This window comes from Arthrobacter sp. NPDC056493 (genome assembly GCF_042795115.1).
Taxonomy (GTDB): Bacteria; Actinomycetota; Actinomycetes; order Actinomycetales; family Micrococcaceae; genus Arthrobacter.
Window position 1 is genome coordinate 1 of record NZ_JBHTSL010000040.1, and the last position, 18,376, is coordinate 18,376.

Annotated in this window: 16 protein-coding genes and 1 tRNA gene; 5 read left to right on the forward strand and 12 right to left on the reverse strand. The window is 65.3% G+C overall.

The genetic code is table 11. From position 1 onward, the window contains the following. Positions 1 to 29: 29 nt before the first annotated feature. Complete coding sequence (gene rpoB, locus ACFQ50_RS15860) at positions 30 to 3,536, reverse strand: DNA-directed RNA polymerase subunit beta (RefSeq protein WP_377996609.1); 3,507 nt, start codon at positions 3,534 to 3,536, stop codon at positions 30 to 32. Positions 3,537 to 3,930: 394 nt separating this feature from the next. Between rpoB and ACFQ50_RS15865 the strand changes: the two genes are divergently transcribed. After that, a complete protein-coding gene (locus ACFQ50_RS15865; protein ID WP_377996610.1) occupies positions 3,931 to 5,130 on the forward strand; it encodes an acetyl-CoA C-acetyltransferase in 1,200 nt (399 codons plus the stop codon). A gap of 33 nt (positions 5,131 to 5,163) precedes the next feature. Further along, positions 5,164 to 5,670 carry an aminoacyl-tRNA deacylase gene (locus ACFQ50_RS15870; RefSeq protein ID WP_377996611.1) on the forward strand — a complete coding sequence of 169 codons (507 nt, stop codon included), beginning with the start codon at positions 5,164 to 5,166 and terminating at the stop codon, positions 5,668 to 5,670. Between the two features lie 113 nt (positions 5,671 to 5,783). On the opposite strand, the gene rplL is transcribed toward ACFQ50_RS15870, so the two are convergent. From rplL to ACFQ50_RS15915, 9 genes are all read right to left on the reverse strand, one after another. After that, a complete protein-coding gene (gene rplL / locus ACFQ50_RS15875) occupies positions 5,784 to 6,161 on the reverse strand; it encodes a 50S ribosomal protein L7/L12 (RefSeq protein WP_003803837.1) in 378 nt (125 codons plus the stop codon). Positions 6,162 to 6,235: 74 nt separating this feature from the next. Then, on the reverse strand, positions 6,236 to 6,802 hold the full coding sequence (gene rplJ, locus ACFQ50_RS15880; RefSeq protein ID WP_377996612.1) for a 50S ribosomal protein L10: 567 nt from the start codon (positions 6,800 to 6,802) through the stop codon (positions 6,236 to 6,238). A 297-nt stretch (positions 6,803 to 7,099) separates the two neighbouring features. After that, positions 7,100 to 8,209 carry a GNAT family N-acetyltransferase gene (locus tag ACFQ50_RS15885; RefSeq protein ID WP_377996613.1) on the reverse strand — a complete coding sequence of 370 codons (1,110 nt, stop codon included), beginning with the start codon at positions 8,207 to 8,209 and terminating at the stop codon, positions 7,100 to 7,102. 81 nt (positions 8,210 to 8,290) lie between these two features. Continuing rightward, on the reverse strand, positions 8,291 to 9,382 hold the full coding sequence (locus tag ACFQ50_RS15890; RefSeq protein ID WP_377996614.1) for a GNAT family N-acetyltransferase: 1,092 nt from the start codon (positions 9,380 to 9,382) through the stop codon (positions 8,291 to 8,293). Between the two features lie 191 nt (positions 9,383 to 9,573). Beyond that, a complete protein-coding gene (gene rplA, locus ACFQ50_RS15895) occupies positions 9,574 to 10,281 on the reverse strand; it encodes a 50S ribosomal protein L1 (protein ID WP_331572376.1) in 708 nt (235 codons plus the stop codon). Positions 10,282 to 10,471: 190 nt separating this feature from the next. Further along, on the reverse strand, positions 10,472 to 10,903 hold the full coding sequence (rplK, locus tag ACFQ50_RS15900; RefSeq protein WP_018773647.1) for a 50S ribosomal protein L11: 432 nt from the start codon (positions 10,901 to 10,903) through the stop codon (positions 10,472 to 10,474). Positions 10,904 to 11,035: 132 nt separating this feature from the next. Then, the gene (gene nusG / locus ACFQ50_RS15905) at positions 11,036 to 11,902 is read right to left on the reverse strand and encodes a transcription termination/antitermination protein NusG (RefSeq protein ID WP_377996615.1); all 867 of its coding nucleotides are present in this window, start codon (positions 11,900 to 11,902) and stop codon (positions 11,036 to 11,038) included. Positions 11,903 to 12,017: 115 nt separating this feature from the next. Then, positions 12,018 to 12,302, reverse strand: a complete 285-nt coding sequence (gene secE, locus ACFQ50_RS15910; RefSeq protein WP_377996616.1) for a preprotein translocase subunit SecE — start codon at positions 12,300 to 12,302, stop codon at positions 12,018 to 12,020. A gap of 82 nt (positions 12,303 to 12,384) precedes the next feature. Beyond that, positions 12,385 to 12,457, reverse strand: a tRNA-Trp gene (locus ACFQ50_RS15915). Positions 12,458 to 12,729: 272 nt separating this feature from the next. Between ACFQ50_RS15915 and ACFQ50_RS15920 the strand changes: the two genes are divergently transcribed. After that, on the forward strand, positions 12,730 to 13,947 hold the full coding sequence (locus ACFQ50_RS15920) for a pyridoxal phosphate-dependent aminotransferase (protein ID WP_377996617.1): 1,218 nt from the start codon (positions 12,730 to 12,732) through the stop codon (positions 13,945 to 13,947). A gap of 305 nt (positions 13,948 to 14,252) precedes the next feature. Here ACFQ50_RS15920 and ACFQ50_RS15925 read toward each other — a convergent pair whose 3' ends face one another. Both ACFQ50_RS15925 and ACFQ50_RS15930 read right to left on the reverse strand, forming a co-directional pair. Then, positions 14,253 to 14,930, reverse strand: coding sequence for a LuxR C-terminal-related transcriptional regulator (locus tag ACFQ50_RS15925; protein WP_377996618.1), 678 nt, complete (start codon positions 14,928 to 14,930; stop codon positions 14,253 to 14,255). Continuing rightward, the gene (locus tag ACFQ50_RS15930) at positions 14,927 to 16,327 is read right to left on the reverse strand and encodes a PspC domain-containing protein (protein ID WP_377996619.1); all 1,401 of its coding nucleotides are present in this window, start codon (positions 16,325 to 16,327) and stop codon (positions 14,927 to 14,929) included. The genes ACFQ50_RS15925 and ACFQ50_RS15930 overlap by 4 nt, the downstream gene beginning before the upstream one ends. A gap of 125 nt (positions 16,328 to 16,452) precedes the next feature. On the opposite strand from ACFQ50_RS15930, the gene ACFQ50_RS15935 reads away from it, so the two are divergent. After that, on the forward strand, positions 16,453 to 18,090 hold the full coding sequence (locus ACFQ50_RS15935) for a PspC domain-containing protein (protein WP_377996620.1): 1,638 nt from the start codon (positions 16,453 to 16,455) through the stop codon (positions 18,088 to 18,090). Between the two features lies 1 nt (position 18,091). Beyond that, positions 18,092 to 18,376: a hypothetical protein gene (locus ACFQ50_RS15940; RefSeq protein ID WP_377996621.1), complete on the forward strand. Its 285-nt coding sequence runs from the start codon at positions 18,092 to 18,094 to the stop codon at positions 18,374 to 18,376.

Sequence of the window (18,376 nt, forward strand, 5' to 3'; positions counted from 1 at the left end):
GTGGTCACCACCCGCCGTCGGGACCCCTGCTACACCTCTTCTACGGAGCTGGGCTCTGCACGAGACAGATCGATGCCCAGTTCTTCCGCAGCCGTGAAGACTGCGTCATCAGAGTCACGCATTTCAATCGTGGTTCCGTCGGTGGAAAGCACTTCCACGTTCAGGCACAGCGACTGCATTTCCTTGATCAACACCTTGAAGGATTCGGGAACACCCGGCTCAGGGATGTTCTCGCCCTTGACGATCGCCTCGTAGACCTTCACACGGCCGTGAATGTCATCGGACTTGATCGTGAGCAGTTCCTGGAGCGTGTAGGCGGCGCCGTAGGCTTCGAGCGCCCACACTTCCATTTCACCGAAGCGCTGGCCACCGAACTGCGCCTTACCACCCAGCGGCTGCTGCGTGATCATGGAGTACGGGCCGGTGGAGCGGGCGTGGATCTTGTCGTCCACCAGGTGGTGGAGCTTCAGGATGTACATGTAGCCGACCGAGATCGGATCCGGGAACGGCTCGCCGGAGCGGCCGTCGAACAGGCGCGTCTTGCCCGAGGAGTTGATCAGGCGTTCGCCGTCACGGGTCGGGTTGGTGGAGTCCAGCAGCCCGGTGATTTCCTCTTCGCGGGCGCCGTCGAAGACCGGCGTTGCAACAGTGGTCTGGCCACTCTCGCGCGGCAGGTTCGGCAGCTGCTTGGCCCACTCCGGCTCGCCTTCGATCTTCCAGCCCGTCTTGGCAACCCAGCCGAGGTGCGTTTCCAGCACCTGGCCGACGTTCATACGGCCCGGAACACCCAGCGGGTTCAGGACGATGTCAACGGGGGTACCGTCGGCAAGGAAGGGCATGTCCTCGATCGGGAGGATCTTGGAGATAACACCCTTGTTGCCGTGGCGGCCGGCGAGCTTGTCGCCGTCGGTGATCTTGCGCTTGGCAGCCACGTAGACGCGGACCAGCTGGTTGACGCCCGGGGGCAGCTCGTCGTCGTTGTCGCGGTCGAAGACGCGCACGCCGATGACGGTGCCGGACTCGCCGTGCGGCACCTTCAGGGAGGTGTCGCGGACTTCGCGGGACTTCTCGCCGAAGATGGCGCGCAGCAGGCGCTCTTCCGGAGTCAGTTCGGTTTCACCCTTCGGGGTGACCTTTCCGACCAGGATATCGCCGGCTTCGACCTCGGCACCGATGTGGATGATGCCGCGCTCGTCCAGGCCTGCGAGGACTTCCTCGGACACGTTGGGGATGTCACGGGTGATTTCCTCGGCACCAAGCTTGGTGTCGCGGGCATCGATCTCGTGCTCCTCGATGTGGATGGAGGAAAGGACGTCCTCTGCCACGATGCGCTGGGACAGGATGATGGCATCCTCGAAGTTGTGGCCTTCCCATGACATGAATGCCACGAGCAGGTTCTTACCGAGGGCGAGCTCGCCCTGGTCCGTTGCCGGGCCGTCGGCGATGATGCCGCCAACTTCCAGGCGCTGGCCTTCGTTCACCAGAACGCGGTTGTTGTAGCAGTTGCCCTGGTTGGAGCGGGCGAACTTGTTGATGCGGTAGTTGGTTTCCGTACCGTCATCGTTGAGCATGATGACGAGCTCAGCGGAAACCTCGGTGACCACACCGGCCTTCTTGGCGATGGTGACGTCGCCGGCGTCGACGGCGGCAGCACGTTCCATGCCGGTGCCCACGAACGGGGCCTCGGAACGGACCAGCGGCACAGCCTGGCGCTGCATGTTGGCACCCATGAGTGCGCGGTTGGCGTCGTCGTGCTCGAGGAACGGGATCAGGGCGGTTGCCACGGACACCATCTGGCGCGGGGAAACGTCCATGAACTGAACCTCAGCGGCGGGAACGAGCACGGGCTCGCCTCCACCACCGCGGGCACGGACCAGGACGGTCTCTTCGGCGAAGCTCTTGTTCTCGTCGAGCGGAGCGTTGGCCTGTGCGATCAGGACCTCGGCCTCGTCGTCGGCCGTCAGGTACTGGACGTCGTCGGAGACGACGCCGTCCTTGACCAGACGGTACGGCGTCTCGATGAAACCGAACGGGTTGATGCGGCCGTAGGACGCCAGCGAACCGATCAGACCAATGTTCGGGCCTTCAGGGGTTTCGATGGGGCACATACGTCCGTAGTGGGACGGGTGGACGTCTCGGACTTCCATGCCTGCACGGTCACGGGACAGACCGCCCGGGCCCAGCGCGGAGAGACGGCGCTTGTGGGTTAGACCCGAGAGCGGGTTGTTCTGGTCCATGAACTGCGACAGCTGGGAGGTTCCGAAGAACTCCTTGATGGCTGCCACCACGGGACGGATGTTGATCAGGGTCTGCGGCGTGATGGCCTCGACGTCCTGCGTGGTCATGCGTTCGCGGACGACGCGCTCCATGCGGGACAGGCCGGTGCGGACCTGGTTCTCGATGAGCTCGCCGACGGCGCGGATGCGGCGGTTGCCGAAGTGGTCGATGTCGTCGATCTCGACGCGCAGCTCGTGGTCTTCGCCGTCGCGCTTGCCCATGAGGGTCTTCTCACCGGCGTGCAGCGCGACGAGGAACTTGATCATGGCCACGATGTCTTCAACGTGCAGGACCGAGGCTTCCTTGTCGCCAAGGGAGCGGTCGATGCCAAGCTTGCGGTTGATCTTGTAGCGGCCAACCTTGGCCAGATCGTAGCGCTTGGAGTTGAAGTACAGGTTGTCCAGCAGGGACTGGGCAGCCTCGACTGTGGGCGGCTCGCCCGGACGCAGCTTGCGGTAGATGTCCAGCAGGGCGTCTTCGCGGGTTTCGGTGGCGTCCTTCTCCAGCGTTGCACGCATGGAGTCGTACTGGCCGAACTCCTCGAGGATCTGGCCTTCGGTCCAGCCGAGGGCCTTCAGCAGCACCGTGACCGACTGCTTGCGCTTGCGGTCGAGGCGCACGCCGACCTGGTCGCGCTTGTCGATCTCGAGCTCGAACCAGGCGCCGCGGGACGGGATGATCTTTGCGGTAAAGATGTCCTTGTCGCTGGTCTTGTCAGCGGCGCGCTCAAAGTAGGCGCCCGGGGAACGGACCAGCTGGGAAACGACGACACGCTCGGTGCCGTTGACGACGAAGGTGCCCTTCTCGGTCATCAGCGGGAAGTCACCCATGAACACGGTCTGCTGCTTGATTTCGCCCGTGTTGTTGTTCATGAATTCGGCCTTGACGTACAGCGGTGCCGAGTACGTAGCGTCCCGGTCCTTGCATTCAGCCATGGTGTACTTCGGGTCAGCGAACTCCGGATCGGAGAAGCTCAGGGACATGGTGCCCTGGAAGTCCTCAATCGGGGAGATCTCTTCGAAGATGTCGGAAAGACCGGAGGTGGTGGCGACGCTCAGGTCGCCTTCTTCGACGGCCTTCGCAACGCGGGCCTGCCAGCGTTCATTTCCGACCAGCCAGTCGAAGCTGTCCGTCTGCAGGGCAAGCAGATTCGGAACGTCAAGAGGTTCGTGAATCTTTGCGAATGAGAGCCGGCGAGTCGCACCATCGGTGCTTGCCGTGTTAGCGGTTTCGTTATTAGAGGTGCTCGAGGCGACCAAGAGGGATCCTTCCACAGACCTTCAGGCGTTTTCAGATCTCCCCCGCTTTTCACCCTGCGGAGTGACTCCGCAGTGCTACCATCCGGTTCCGCTATATGACCCGGGACCTGGTTCTGCCCATGCTGGTGACGTTGTTCACGGCACATTGATGGAACAGCTAACAGGCTAAGCCCACCGCTATATGAAGGCTGAAGGTAAACAGGGAAGACGCAAATATCTATGATACGGCAAAACCCCACGCGTGTCTACCCCACTTGCCAGCAGAATGCAAGCACCGTTGCCGCGGGCACCTAACCGGAATGCACCCCGCCTTCCCAGCGTTTGAATGGATAGGTGACCGGGCTCACGATACCCTTAGGCCAATCATCGACCAAAAGATCGGAAGCGAACATCCATGAGCAATTCCGCGGACAACAGCGACGTTGTCATCCTGTCCGGCGCGCGTACCCCGCAGGGCCGGCTGAACGGGCAACTGGCGAGCTTCACTGCCGTCGAGCTCGGGGCGCACGCCATCAAGGCGGCCATCGCGGCGAGCGGACTGGAAGCCGACCGGGTGGACGCCGTCATCATGGGCCAGGTCCTGCAGGCCGGGGCCGGCCAGAACCCGGCCCGCCAAAGCGCCATCGGCGCGGGCATTGGCTGGAACGTCCCCACGGTGACCATTAATAAGGTCTGCCTGTCCGGGCTCACCGCCGTGATCGACGCGGCGCGGATGATCCGTGCCGGCGACGCCACCGTCGTCGTCGCCGGCGGCCAGGAGTCGATGACCCGGGCGCCGCACGTTCTCCCCGGTTCCCGCCAGGGCTGGAACTACGGCACCGTACAGGCGCTGGATGTCGCGGCGCACGACGGCCTGACCGATGCGTTCGACGGCCAGTCGATGGGCCTGTCCACCGAATCCAAGAACCTGACGCTGGGCATTGACCGGACCGCGCAGGACAACGTCGCCGCCAACTCGCACCAGCGCGCCGCCATCGCGTCGAAGAACGGCGTTTTCGACGACGAGATCTCGCCGATCAGCGTCAAGCAGCGCAGGGGCGAACCCGTGGTGGTTTCCACTGACGAGGGCGTCCGGCCGGACACCACGGTGGAGTCCCTGGCCGGCCTGCGTGCAGCCTTCGTCACCGACGGCACCATCACTGCAGGCAACTCCTCTCCCCTGTCCGACGGCGCCTCCGCCCTGGTCCTGACCTCCCGCAGGTTCGCGGAGGACAACGGGCTGGAGTACCTGGCTGTTGTGGGCAAGCCGGGCCAGGTGGCCGGGCCGGACAACTCCCTGCACTCGCAGCCCTCCAACGCCATCCGGCACGCGCTGGACCGGGCCGGCTGGAGCACCGCGGACCTGGACTTCATCGAGATCAACGAGGCGTTCGGTTCTGTGGCCGTGCAGTCCCTCAAGGATCTGGACTACCCGCTGGAGCAGTGCAACATCCACGGCGGCGCCATCGCGCTGGGCCACCCGATCGGCGCCTCCGGAGCACGGCTGGCACTCCACGCGGCGCATGAGCTGAAGCGGCGCGGCCAGGGCAAGGCGGCAGTTTCACTCTGCGGAGGCGGCGGCCAGGGCGAGGCCCTCCTGCTGTTCCGCGACTGATGAGCGGCGGGAACTGATGAGCGACGGGGACGGATGAGCGGCGTTCCGGCGTCGGGCACTGACGGGACCGGCGGCAACGGCAGGGAGCGTTTCCTCGCCGACGCGGCTGCGCGCGGCCTGGACGTCCAGATCGTCGAGCGGCTGGCGGCCCACAGCCTCGAGGAGGCAGCTGAGATCCTCGGCATCAGCGCGGCGGACATCGTGAAGTCCCTCGTGGTGAAGCACAAGGACGGCAGTTTCCTCTTTGCCCTTATCCCGGGCGACCGGCAGATCTCGTGGCCGAAGCTGCGCAGCCTGGTGGGCGTCAACAAGCTCTCGCTCCCTGCGGCCCACGTGGCGCTGGAGGCAACAGGCTACGAGCGCGGCACCATCACGCCGCTCGGCAGCACCACGGCCTGGCCCGTCTATGCGGACCGGACCATCGCCGGCAAGCGGATTTCCATGGGGGCTGGCCAGCACGGCTACAGCGCCTTCGTGGATGCCGACGCCCTGGTCTCCGCCCTCGGCGCGGTGCTCGCGGACATCAGCGAACCCAACTAGGTCGCACTTGAGGGCGTTCCCAGCGCTGGGAACGCCCTCAGCTGCGACCTACTTGGGTTAAACGCAGGAATCCCCGACCACCGGAGTGGACGGGGATTCCTGGACAAGCAGTGTTACTTGAGGGTAACGGTGGCGCCAGCTTCTTCGAGCTGAGCCTTAGCCTTCTCGGCAGCTTCCTTGGTGGCGCCTTCGAGAACAGCCTTGGGAGCGCTGTCAACCAGGTCCTTGGCTTCCTTGAGGCCGAGGGAGGTGATGGCGCGAACTTCCTTGATCACTGCGATCTTCTTGTCGCCAGCAGCTTCGAGGATGACGTCGAAGTCAGTCTTCTCTTCAGCTTCTTCAGCGGCAGCGCCACCGGCGGGGCCGGCAACAGCAACAGCAGCTGCGGTAACTTCGAAGGTCTCTTCGAAGAGCTTGACGAACTCGGAGAGCTCGATGATGGTCAGTTCCTTGAAAGCTTCAATGAGCTCTTCGTTGCTGAGCTTCGCCATGGTTGGCGTCCTTCCTATAAAGGTGGCCGGGGGCTGAATGCCTACCGTTCCACCGGAGTCTTTTTGGGAGAGAGTTAGTTCTCTTCGGCAGCGGCTTCGGCCGGAGCCTCAGCTGCGTCAGCTTCTGCGGGAGCTTCGGCTTCAGCCGGAGCACCGTTCTCTTCTTCAAGCTTGAGGCGCAGTGCGTCGATGATGCGTGCAGCAGCGGCAGCAGGGGCCTTGAGGATGCCTGCAACCTTGGCGAGCTGCAGCTCGCGGGACTCGAGTGCTGCCAGGGCAGCAACTTCGCTGGCGTTCAGTGCCTTGCCCTCGAAGTAACCGGTCTTGATGACCAGCTGCTTGTTGGCCTTGGCAAAATCCGTCAGGCTCTTGGCAGCTGCAACAGCGTCACCCTTGATGAACGCGATTGCAGTGGGGCCGGCGAGCTGGCCGTCGAATGCTTCGACACCAGCTTCCTTGGCTGCAATGGCGGTCAGGGTGTTCTTGACGACCGCGAACTTGGTGTCCTGGCCGAGAGAAACACGCAGCTGCTTGAGCTGTGCAACGGTGAGCCCACGGTATTCGGTCAGGACAGCGGCGTTCGATTCCTTGAAATCGTTAGTGATCTCAGCTACTGCTGAAACCTTGGTAGGCGTTGCCATAACCCTCCTTCCGGGGATAGTGCCGGTATTCCGGGTCCCCGCTCAGGTGAGCTAAAACTAAAAACGCCCCGCGCAGATGCACGGGGCTTGGCTCAACGCTGTTCAAACAGCGGAACTTTGCTTCGTTCACCTGCGCCGGCCGCCCTATGTTCAGGGTCCTTCGTCCGGAAACCCACTGGTTCTTCCGCACACAACTGCAGAGTTGAGCTGAGCTCGAAAGAGTGGGATTCCAACAACCGACGGTCTTTGGTAGTCCAAGCTTACGGGACGCCCCGCCCGAGCTCCAAATCGGGGCGGCTAGCTCCGGCTGGGCCCCAGGTCCGGCAGTTCCTTCTGCCAGATCCCCGTGACTCCCGCCGTCGTAAACCCGAGCTGGAGGTTGACCGTGAGGAGATACCGGTTTTCGGGTGCGTTCCAGGTGTAGATCACCCGTGCGGCGGGGAACTGCTCGGTGAGGCGCTCCATGTTGGCCACCTTGATGAGCAGCCCGAGCTTGTTGCCGCGGTGAGCCTGCAGCACCACGGTATCGTCCTGGAAGACGACGTCCTGCCGCTGCGCCAGGACACTGATGGTGGTCAGCCCGACGAGCGTCTCCGTGGCGATATGCTCGACGGCGGTCACCACCGTCCGCCGCCCCTGCGAGATAGTGACTTCCTCCGCTTCCCGCAGGATCCGCGCGTCGAACACGATGTCATCGGTCCCCTCAACCGGTCCGGCGTCACCGCCGGCCTGGTTTTCGAGGGCGGCCACGGACTCCAGCCAGCGCTCCGGGCAACGGTCGGTCCAGTGGTGCAGGCGGTAGCGGCCGTTGTTGGCTTCCTGGGCCTCCGCCTCGAGCTCGGCCACAAGCTTGCTGTCCAGCGGCAGCGCGCACGAGCTGAACTGCTCAATGTGCTGGAGCGTGTAGCCGGTGCGCTGGGCGAATTCCACCTCGCGGCTGCCCAGCGGCACGTAGCCCTGCCCCGATCCGGGCACCAGCTGCTCGGGCGCGAACTCGTGCAATGAGGCCCCGGGATGGTTGGTGTCCACCAGGATCATGGTGCGGCCCTCGTCCCGGGCGAAGTGCTCGGCGGCCTCCAGCAGCTGCCTGCCCACGCCCTGGCGCTGGTACTCGGGGAGGATGTCCAGGGTGAATTCGGCAAGGTCCAGGTTGTCGGCGAGGGGAAGGGCGATGTCCACCGTGCCCACGATGTCGTCGTCGACCTTTGCCACGAGGATCACCTGGCGCTCGTACGGGTCGTCCAGCTCGAGGAGCTTTTCCAGCGGAGTGTAGGCGAGGTCGTCGCTGCCCCAGGTATCCATCCGGACCTTGCGCCCCACCTCCACCGCGGCGAGGAAGTCCGCCGCATCGGCAGCATCCACGGAGTCCGGAATCCACAGCCGCTCGATCCGCACCTCTATTGCCATTATCCCCAGCCGTTTCCGCCGCTTGCCAAGTAGGCTGCGGGCTTGAGTCCACGCGGTGTATCCGTCGCCAGCATATGCCGGTTAGCGCCGGCGCTGCCACTCTCCGTCGTACCCTGCCGGGCGGAATCCCAGGGCCACGTTGATGGCCAGCATGTGGTCATTCTCGGCGGCATTGAATGTCAGGACCCGTTCCACTTCGGGATGGTCCTGCTGCAGGCGCCGCAGGTTGAGCACCTTCACCAGCATCCCCAGCCGGTGCCCGCGGTGCGCCGTGGCCACGAGGGTGTCGTCCTGTTCAGCCAGCCACGGTTTCTCGTCCGAGTGCTGCAGCACCGAGTAGGCGGCCAGCTCGCCGCTCGCCTTATGCCGGGCCACGGCCACCAGCGATTCCAGGCCCGTCCGCTTCCATTCGTCCTCGACGTGCCGGACACGCCGGGCGTCCCACACCTCGGCGTCATAGTGCAGCGCGCCTGCCGGAGTATCGGTGCTCATCCGTGACATGAGCACGGCTATCTGGTCGACGTACTCATCCGGGCAGCGGTCCGTCCAGCCGAGGATCGAGTACTTGTCGCCGGCGATGCCGGCTGCCTGCCCTTCCAGTGCGTCCAGGACACCGTCCGACGGCGGCAGGTCCAATGCGCTGAATCGCGTCACCTGCTCGAGGGTATAGCCGGCCGCCACGGCGAACCGTACGCCGCGTGCCGCGGCCGGGACGCCGCCCGTGCCCGTTCCGGGCTTCAGGATCCCCGCACCATCCGGGTCGAACCCGGGTGCGTGCTCGGTGAAGCTCTGCAGGGTGCTGCGGCCGTCCTCCGCCGCCAGCGCCTCGGCATGCCGCAGGAGAGCCTGGCCAATGCCGCGGCCGCTGAACCCCTTAAGGACGTCAACCCTGAGGAACGCGTCCTCGAGGTTTTCCTTTTGCGTAAACCTGACCCAGGACCTCGCCACCATGCGGCCGTCCTGCCGCACGAAGAAGAGCCGCAGCTTCGCGTAGTCGTCGTCGCGCCACGCCTCAAGCCTGGCCTTGCGAGGCGCGGCCCGGTCCAGGTTGCCCCAGGTCTCCAGCACCACGGCATTGCTGAGGTCGCTGAACTCGAGGAAGTCTGCGGCGTCCGGCGCGTCAAGCGACGAAGGAAGGAACAGCGGTTCGATCCGGTACGAGGGCGTCGTCACCGGATCAGCCTAGCCGCAACACCCTGGGTCCGACAGAGCCCCCTTCCAGAGCGAGCCGATGCGCTTACCGGAGTCCCGCCGTCGTACTTCCGGGCACCGAGAAGGGCCACGTCAATGCAAAAGGACCGCCCGGCAAAATGCCGGACGGTCCTTTGATGCTGGCCGGGGATCCGGCCGCAGGTTCGCGAGGGTTACGCCTCGATGAGAACCTTGGTGACGTTGGGGTCAACGGAGATGCCGGGACCGAACGTGGTGGCAACCGTTGCCTTCTGGATGTAGCGGCCCTTGGAAGCGGACGGCTTCAGGCGGAGCACCTCTTCGAGGGCAGCGGCGTAGTTCTCGGCCAGCTTGACGGCGTCAAACGAAACCTTGCCGATGATGAAGTGCAGGTTGGAGTGCTTGTCGACGCGGAAGTCGATCTTGCCGCCCTTGATGTCGTTGACAGCCTTGGTGACATCGGGGGTGACGGTGCCGGTCTTCGGGTTCGGCATCAGGTTACGCGGACCCAGGACCTTACCGAGGCGGCCAACCTTGCCCATGAGGTCAGGGGTGGCAACGGCTGCGTCGAAGTCGGTCCAGCCGCCGGCGATCTTTTCGATCAGGTCGTCGGAACCAACGAAGTCGGCGCCGGCAGCGATTGCTGCTTCGGCCTTCTCGCCCGTGGCGAACACGAGGACGCGGGCGGTCTTACCGGTGCCGTGGGGCAGGTTGACAGTGCCGCGGACCATCTGGTCGGCCTTGCGGGGGTCAACGCCCAGACGGAACGCGACCTCGACGGTGGCGTCGAACTTGGACGGGTTGGTGTCCTTGGCGAGCGTCACTGCCTCGAACGGCGCGTAGAACTTCTCCGCGTCGATCTTGGCGGCGGCTGCCTCATATGCTTTGCTGCGCTTTGCCATGCTGCTTATTCTCCTTGTGCAGTTGTGGTCTGCGGACCGCGCTGGGCCCTGCCACAGTTGGCTGATCCGTCTGTTTTATCCGGACCAGATTTCCAACATTTCAATGTTTCAGTGGTGCCGGTTTCCCGGCGGTGCTGCCCGGCGTCGTCGTCGGTTTCCCGAACCCGGCGCCGCGTCAGCGGTAAGGGAATTAACCCTCGACGGTGATGCCCATGGAGCGGGCGGTGCCGGCGATGATCTTCGCTGCGCCTTCGAGGCTGGTGGCGTTGAGGTCTTCCATCTTGGTGGTGGCGATCTCGTTAACCTGGGCCTGGGTCAGCTTGGCAACCTTGACGGTGTGCGGGGTAGCCGAACCCTTGGCGACGCCTGCAGCCTTCTTGATGAGCTCTGCAGCCGGCGGGGTCTTGGTGATGAACGTGAACGAACGGTCTTCGTAGACCGTGATTTCAACAGGAATAACGTTGCCGCGCTGGGCTTCCGTCGCAGCGTTGTACGCCTTGCAGAATTCCATGATGTTGACACCGTGCTGGCCAAGCGCAGGACCGATCGGCGGGGCCGGGTTAGCGGCACCTGCCTGGATCTGCAGCTTGATGAGGCCGGTGACCTTCTTCTTGGGAGCCAATGTAGGGTCCTTCTCTCAAATGCGTCCTGGGACACAGGAGCGTGCCTCAGGTGGTTGACCGCCATGGCGAGGCGGTCGGCCGTTCCGGAATTGCTAAGCGGGCCGTTCCGGAACGAAATCTATGGTGATCAGCTAGATCTTGGTGACCTGGTTGAAGGCCAGCGTGACCGGGGTCTCGCGTTCGAAGATGGAGACCAGCACCACGAGGGTCTGGGAGTCCACCTTGATTTCGGAGATCGTGGCGGGAAGGGTCTCGAACGGGCCCTCCTTGACGATGACCGACTCGCCAACCTCGAAGTCGACGTCGATCTGGGCGGCAGCCTGCTTGGTGGGCTTGCCCTTCTCCGCCTGCTCCTCTTCGAAGACCGGGGCGAGCATGGAGAAGACCTCGTCGAGGCGCAGCGGCACGGGGTTGTGGGCGTTGCCAACGAAGCCGGTGACACCCGGGGTGTGGCGGACGGCGCCCCACGAGGCGTCGGTGAGGTCCATGCGGACCAGCACGTAGCCGGGGATGCGGACGCGGTTGATCACCTTGCGCTGAGCGTTCTTGATCTCGACGACTTCTTCCATCGGAACCTGGATCTCGAAGATGTAATCTTCCATGTCCAGGGTCTGGATGCGGGTCTCAAGGTTGGCCTTGACGCGGTTTTCGTAGCCGGCGTAGGAGTGGATGACGTACCAGTCACCCTCCTGGCGGCGCAGCTTGGACTTGAACTCTTCGGCGGGATCGGTGGCCTGGGCGGCAGCAGCGGCCAGGACGTCGGCGCCTTCCTCGGCGTCCTCTCCGGTCACGTCGTCGGCGTCGTCCTCATCGGCGTCGGTAGCGTCGCCTTCGGAGGCGTCAGCGTCGTCTTCAAAATCGGCGTCGTCCTCAAAATCGGCGTCGCCTTCGGAATCGGGCGCAGCAGACTCAACCTCGGAGCCCTCAGCGGACTCAGCCGCGGGGTTCTGGGTTTCATCCAGCTCAGTCTCAGTTACCTCGAGCTCCTGCTCAGACACTTGGTCTCCTGCTTCCTCATTGCCTAATTGCCTATTTAAATGGCTCAATTCCGCAAACCCCGCAGCTCCTCGCCGATTCCGGCCGGGAGTCCACGCAGTCTGCGGACCGATCGCCTTAGCGGTCCGCGGCGCCCGTACCGCTGAAGACCCAGCCCACCGCGGTGCCGAACGCCAGGTCCAGCAGGGTGACGACCACCATCATGATGACGACGAATACGAGCACCACCAGCGTGTAGTTGATCAGTTCCTTGCGGGTGGGGGCGACGACCTTCTTCAGTTCGCCAATGACCTGGCGGATGAAGAGTGCGATGCGAGCGAAGAGGCCAGCCTTGGCGGCCTTCTTTGCGGGGCGGCCCTTGGAGCTGCTGGCAGCTGTTTCGGTCACCTGTTCCTCACTCATCCTCGCAAGTCGGATTTACCCGGCTCTGAACTGAACCTTTGGTTGCTGCGCTTGCTCCGGCTTTTCGCCGGAACAGCCTGCGCAGGGCAGACAGGACTCGAACCTGCAACCTGCGGTTTTGGAGACCGCTGCGCTACCAATTGCGCCACTACCCTATGGATCGAAAACCGATGGAGGCCGCACTTCCCCAGGGAAATCTGGGGCGCACGTCATCATCCGTGTTTTCAACACCGGAGAACCAGTCTACGCAAGAACTGCGCTTACGTCGAACCAGCCTCGTTTCGGACCGTTTTTAGCTTCTGGATCCGTGCCGCACCGCAGTCACAAATCCGTGTTCCACCTCGAACGATCCGGTGAACAGCATAGAGTAGATTCCGTCGAAATCCACCATTCAGCTCACCAGCTGCAAGCGAAGAACGGACCCGCCATGTCTTCCGCCCGCGTTTCCCAACGCATTTCCGCCATTGCCGAATCCGCCACCCTGGCTGTCGACGCCAAGGCCAAGGCGCTGAAGGCGGCCGGCCGGCCGGTGATTGGCTTCGGTGCAGGCGAGCCCGACTTCCCCACTCCGGACTACATTGTCCAGGCCGCCATCGACGCCGCCAGCCAGCCGAAGTACCACCGCTACTCCCCCGCCGGCGGGCTGCCGGAGCTGAAGAAAGCCATCGCCGAAAAGACGTTCCGGGACTCCGGCTACAAGACCGATCCGTCCCAGGTGCTGGTCACCAACGGCGGCAAGCAGGCCGTCTACAACACGTTCGCCACCCTCCTGGATCCGGGCGACGAAGTGATCGTGCCCACGCCCTTCTGGACCACCTACCCTGAGGCCATCCGCCTCGCCGGCGGTGTTCCGGTGGAGGTCTTTGCCGGCCCGGAGCAGGACTACCTGGTGACTGTGGACCAGCTCGAAGCAGCCGTCACGGACCGCACGAAGATCCTGCTGTTCGTGTCGCCGTCGAACCCCACCGGCTCTGTCTACTCGCCCGAACAGGTGACCGAAATCGGCAAGTGGGCCGCGGCCAAGGGCCTGTGGGTGGTCACCGACGAGATCTACGAGCACCTGACGTACGACGGCGTCCCCTTTACCTCCATCGCCACGGCCGCCCCCGAACTGGGCGACAAGGTAGTGATCCTCAACGGCGTTGCCAAGACTTACGCGATGACCGGCTGGCGCGTGGGTTGGATGATCGGACCCGCCGACGTCATCAAGGCCGCCACCAACCTGCAGTCGCACGCCACCTCCAACGTGTCCAACATCCCGCAGATCGCCGCCCTGGCAGCTGTCTCCGGACCGCTCACCGCGGTGGACGAGATGAAGGTCGCCTTCGACCGCCGCCGGAAGGCCATCGTGGCCGGGCTCAACGCGATCGAGGGCGTTGAATGCCCGACGCCGAAGGGCGCCTTTTACGTGTACGCGGACGTCCGTGCGCTGCTGGGCAAGGAATTCCCGACGGCGAACGGCACGGTCCGCCCGGAGACCTCCGCCGCGCTGGCCGCACTGATCCTGGATGAGGTGGAGGTCGCCGTGGTTCCCGGTGAGGCCTTCGGCCCGTCCGGCTTCCTGCGCCTCTCCTACGCGCTGGGCGACGAGGACCTCGCCACCGGCGTCGGCCGCCTGCAGGACTTCCTGGGCAAGGCGCAGTAACCCAGCGCTCTCTCACGTCCTGCAGGAAAACCACGGACCCTTCCTCACCTCCTGCAGGAAAACCACGGACCCTTCCTCACCTCCTGCAGGAAAAACTCAAACGCTTCCGCACCTCCTGCAGGAAAAACTCAAACGCTTCCGCACCTCCTGCAGGAAAAACTCAAACGCTTCCGCACCAAAATTTGGTGCGGAAGCGTTTCCGTTTGGGCGGCGAAAGGTGAGGACGCGTCGTCGAAAAGGCGGCAGGACGTGAGGCAGGATCGGGGGAAAGGCGGCAGGAGATGAGGAGGGGTTTGGGGTGGGGGTTAGAGGAGGCGGCGCTCGGCGGCCCACTTGGTGAGTTCGTGCCGGCTCGATAGCTGCAGCTTGCGGAGCACGGCCGAGACGTGGGTTTCCACGGTCTTGATGGAGATGAAGAGCTCCTTGGCCACCTCCTTGTAGCTGTAGCCGCGGGCAATCAGGCGCATCACCTCGAGTTCGCGGGCGGACAGCTTGTCCAACTCGTCGTCGGCGATGTCGGCCGGGGCAGTGCCGAAGGCGTCCAGGACGAAGCCCGCCAGTCGCGGGGAAAACACGGCGTCGCCGCCGGCAACCCGGAACACGGCGTCGGTGATCTCCGCACCGGAAATGGTCTTCGTAACATACCCGCGGGCACCGGCGCGGATGACAGCCACCACGTCCTCGGCCGCGTCGGAGACGCTCAGGGCCAGGAACCGGGTTGTTCCCAGGAGGGCCGCGGAACCCGTGATGACTTCCCGCCCTCCCCCGCCCCGGCCGCCGGGAAGGTGCACGTCCAGCAGCACGACGTCGGGCCGTGCCGCGGCAATAACCTCGACGGCCTGTTCCACGGTGCCGGCTTCTCCGACCACCACCACGCTCGGGTCCAGGTCAGCCTTCAGGCCGGACCGGAAAATCGCGTGGTCGTCCACGATCACCACCCGCACGGTTCTTCCCGCGGTGCCTGGCCCTGCCGGTGTACTCATGATTTTCCTTCCCCGTTGTCCGCGACGTCCGCAGGCAGCCTGAGGCGCACCTCCGTGCCGTCGGGTCCGCTGTTGATGGCGGCGTTGCCGCCGTGCCGTTTCATCCGGCCAATGATTGATTCACGCACGCCCAGCCTGTCGTGCGGGACGGTGTTCAGTTCGAATCCCGGGCCGCGGTCCTTGACGAAAACTTCCGCGCCGCCGTCGGACACCTCGAGGTACACCGAGACGGAACCGCCGCCGTGGCGGGCTGCGTTCAGCATGGCCTCACGGCTGGCCTGGACCAGCGCTTCGTGGCGCTCGGTCATCTCTGTGTCGCCCACGGTCACGACGTCGACAGCGTTTCCGAGCCCGTCTTCCACCTCGGCGGCGGCGGCCTTGATCCGGTCCGAGAGCTGGCCGGCGTCGCGGGCGGGATCCTTGAAGAGCCAGCCCCGCAGCTCGCGTTCCTGCGCCCTGGCCAGGCGGACGACGTCGTGCTCGTTGCCGGCGCGGCGCTGGATCAGGGCAAGGGTCTGGAGCACGGAGTCGTGCAGGTGGGCGGCGATCTCGGCCCGCTCGGTCTCCCGCACCCGTCCGGCGCGCTCGGTTTCCAGGTCGCGCCAGAACTTCAGGCCCCAGGGCAGCAGCACCAGCGCCACGCCGCCCAGGACGGCCACGGAGGCGAGGAGCGCCAGCCAGGTCTGTTGCCATGAGCCAGACCCGGACACCATGACCAGCACGCCTGCCACCACCAGCGCGAGGCCCGCAGCCAGACGCGCCCAGCCACCGGCCTGGTCCGCCTTGGTCTTATCCACCAGCCCGGCCCGGCGCGTTTCATCCAGCTGCATCCAGGCAATCGCCGCGCCGCCGAGTATCGCCGCCGCCGGGATCAGCGTGCCGAGGGGCACCTCCGCGCCCAGCAGCCTGGCGATCAGGATCGCGGCCACGAGCAGGAGCCCGGCGCCCAACAGGATCTCCTTGCCATAACGCATACTCCGGATCCGGAACCATGTGCCGGGCCCGGGAGCAGCGGCAGACCCCGGGGGCTGGGAGGGGGTGCCGGCGTCGTACTCCCCCGCAGACGGGGGGACTGGGGGGATTGAAGGAACCGTGCCCGGTGAAGGGCCGGGGGCCGGGCCGGACTGCAAGCCCACGGGCGGCAGGCTCACGGCGGGGGCAATGGGCGACGCCGGCCGGCGGGCATTGCGCCTGGCGTTCTCGTCCGCGGTGGGAACCATGATCCACAGCCACGCATAGAACGTGAGCCCCGCGCCTCCGGCGAAGGCGGCCACCACCATGCCGATCCGGACCATGCGCACCGGCCAGCCAAGATGGACCGCCAGGCCGGAGCAGACGCCGGCGATCACGCGGTCGCTGCGGCGGACCAGAGGTGGGCGGACAGGGGCTGTGGTCATGCATCAATCCAAACACGGATCAGGGTTCCCCAGGCCCGTTGTGGGGGTGAACCCGGGGTAAGTCAGGGACGGCTCAGGGTGTTCCCCAATAGAGGACTGACCAGCGCAAACGGCAAGATCGAGGTATGAACTCGCAGAACCCCAACCCCAATGAAGGCCAGCAGCCGGGCACCCCGTCCGAGGGCAGCACCGGCCGGGAACCGGAGCACCCCGCAGGGCGGGAACACACGGAACCGGAAAACACGGAATCCACTGCGTCGGAAAATCCCACGGAGCCGCTGATGCCGCCTCCCGCCGCGGACGAACCGGCGAACCCTTCCGCTGGAGCCACCCCGCCTTCCGGAACGCACGCCGGAGCCCACCCCGGAGCCGGATACGGCTCTCCCGCCTATGGCGCTCCGGGCTACGGCCGCACCGCCCAGCCGCTGAACTTCTTCGACTGGATCCGCAGCCACGGCATACACCGGGGACGCGACCGCTGGATCGGCGGTGTCTCCAGCGGCATCGCGGAGAGGATGGGCATCGATCCGCTGATCGTGCGCGGCATCTTCATCGTGCTGACGCTGTTCGCAGGCATCGGCGTCCTCCTGTACGGCCTCGGCTGGGCTCTGCTGCCCGAGCCCGACGGCCGGATCCACACCCAGGAGGCGGGCGCCGGGCGTTGGAGCACCGGCATGACTGGCGCCCTCATCACCTCGATCGTCGGCCTCACCGGCATGGGCGGCGGCTTCTGGGGATGGGGCCACGACGGCTTCGGTTTCTTCTGGGCGCTGTTCTGGATCGGCGGCATCATCTACCTCATCTACTTCCTGACCCAGCGCAACAGGAACCGCCGGGGAGCGCCGATGAGCAGCGCCACCGGAGGCCGGGCGGCCTACGGCTACGCAACCCCCGGCAACCCGCCGGCGGCCGCCGCGGCGGGATCCACACAGCCGCCGTTCCCGGCGTCCTCCTTCGCCGCCGGCAGCCACACACCTGCCCAGCCCTACACGGTACCGCCGACCCCGGACGCCATCCCGTCGTACGGCGCCGCAACCCCGTACGGTTCCGCGGCGCCCACAGCCCCCTACGGCGGCGGACTTCCGCCGCGCCGGCCGGCTCCGGTTCCGGTCCCAGCGCCGGCACCCAAGTCGCGGCCCAGCGGCCCCGGCGCGCCGGCCGTAGCCATCACCGCCGGACTGGCGCTGCTGGCCGGCGGAACGCTTAAAGCGCTCGACGCCGGCAACCTCGTTGATCTCGGCGATTCAGCCAACGCCGTGGTCTGGGCAGCCGGTGCAGCGGTCCTTGGCCTTGGCATCCTGCTGGCCGGAATGCGCGGCAGAACGTCGGGCGTCCTCGGGTTCTTCGCCGTGGTGGCGCTCATCGTCGGCGGCATCTTCAGCGCCGTACCCAACGGTGACCGGTTCCGCTTCCAGAACGCGGACTGGAACCCCGCCACCATCGAACAGGCCCGCCAGGGCTTCCAGATCACCGGAGGCCGCGGAACTGTGGACCTGACCGGCCTGAACCTGAACCCGCCCCTGGGCTCCGACGTCGTAATCCCCCTCGACGCCACGGCAAGCAACGTGACGGTCATCATTCCGCGCACCGTGCCGGTGGATGTCCGGGCCGACATGACCCTGGGCAACCTGAATGAGGGCACGGACAGCCGGGGCGGCATCACCTCCCGGCAAAGCAGCTACAACTCGGACAAGCCCGGCGCCCGCCTGATCCTCCAGATCGACGGCACCGTGAGCAACATCGCCATCCAGGAAGGAAACTGACATGAGCAGTTTTGATCCCGCACCGGAAACAACTCCCGTACCCAAACCGTCCGCTGGCGGCCAGGACGAACCCGCCGAGGCGCCGGCCCGCGTAGGCACCATCGTCTGGGGGCTGGTGGTCCTCGCCCTGGCCGTCCTGATCGTCATCTCCCAACTGGGGATTGTGGTCCTGAACGGGACCTATGTGCTGATCGGCCTGATGATCGGAGCCGGGGCCGCATTGGTGGCTGGCGGGCTGCTCTCCGCACGAAAACGTGACAACGGCACAACAAACGGGAAGTCTTGA